This window comes from Bradyrhizobium retamae (genome assembly GCF_001440415.1).
GTDB lineage: Bacteria > Pseudomonadota > Alphaproteobacteria > Rhizobiales > Xanthobacteraceae > Bradyrhizobium > Bradyrhizobium retamae.
Map to the genome: position 1 here is coordinate 1 of NZ_LLYA01000134.1, position 1255 is coordinate 1255.

The following is a 1255-nucleotide window of genomic DNA, read 5'->3' on the forward strand; positions in this document are numbered from 1 at the left end:
TCGGCGAAACGAGGAGCTGTATCATGGCAGGATGGCGGCGAGCGGTCGAATTGGCCATGAGTGATGAAGAGATAGCGACCTTGACGACACTTTCGCGGTCGAGGATCGAACTGGCGAGCCGGGTGTCGCGGGCGCAGATGCTGCTGGCGTATCGGGAAAATCCTTCGTTCTGCGCGGTGGGCCAGAGACTTGGGGTCCATCATCAGACGGTGCAGCGCTGTGTCGAGCGGGCGCTGGCCGATGGCCCGCTGGCGGCCCTTGATGATCGTCCGCGACCGGGCAAGGAGCCGACGATCACGCCGGAGGCCAAAGCCTGGTTGGTGTCGCTGGCCTGCGACAAGGCCAAGGACCACGGCTATCCACATGAGTTGTGGACGACGCGGCTCTTGGCGCGCCATGCGCGCGAACACGGGCCGGCGGCGGGGCATGCGTGCTTGGCCAATTTGGTCCAGGGAACGGTGTGCAAGATCCTCGGCCGAGAGGAAATCAAGCCGCACAAAGTGCGCTATTATCTTGAAAATCGCGACGCCGAGTTCGAACAGAAGATGGCGGAGGTCCTGTGCGTCTACCGCGAAGTCGAAGTCCTGAAGAAAGCCTCTGCCAAGGGAAAGCGGCGGGGAAAGCCGGTGACGATCGTCTCCTGCGATGAGAAGCCGGGAATCCAGGCCATCGCAACGACGGCGCCGGATTTGCCGCCCAAGCCTGGCGTCCACGCCACCTTTGCGCGCGATCATGAATACAAACGCCATGGCACGCTCAGCCTGTTGGCTGGGATTGATCTGCTCACCGGCAAGGTCCACGCCCTTGTCAAAGATCGCCACCGCAGTCGAGAGTTCGTCGAACTCCTCAGGCTTATCGATGCCGCCTATCCGCCGAACACTGCGATCAAATTGATCCTCGACAATCATTCCGCGCACATCTCGCGAGAAACCAGAGCCTGGCTCGCCACTCGACCAAGCGGGCGCTTCGAGCTCACCTTCACGCCCAAGCACGGCTCATGGCTCAATCTCATCGAGGGATTCTTCTCCAAGTTCGCCCGTTCAGTCCTGCGCCATATCCGGGTGGCCTCAAAACACGAACTCAAGGAGCGCATCATGGCTGGTATCGACGACGTCAATCGCCATCCGGTCGTCCACACATGGTCCTACAAACTCGCCGACGTCGCCTGATATGATTCGAACCAAGAAAACGCTGACCTAGCTTATATGAGGGCTTGGTGTGTCAAGAAGTTTTTCGCGATCAACATTTCTTCCCG

The 1255-nt window shown here is 59.9% G+C and carries 1 protein-coding gene; it reads left to right on the plus strand.

What is annotated here, in order from left to right; all coding sequences use genetic code 11:
• The first annotated feature begins 56 nt into the window (after positions 1–56).
• The gene (locus tag CQ13_RS15925; RefSeq protein ID WP_245309195.1) at positions 57–1169 is read left to right on the plus strand and encodes an IS630 family transposase; all 1113 of its coding nucleotides are present in this window, start codon (positions 57–59) and stop codon (positions 1167–1169) included.
• Positions 1170–1255: the final 86 nt, after the last annotated feature.

Excerpts from the sequence above, each read along its gene's own strand:
- CQ13_RS15925 (WP_245309195.1), top strand. The coding sequence starts at position 57 with ATGAGTGATGAAGAGATAGCGACCTTGACGACACTTTCGCGGTCGAGG.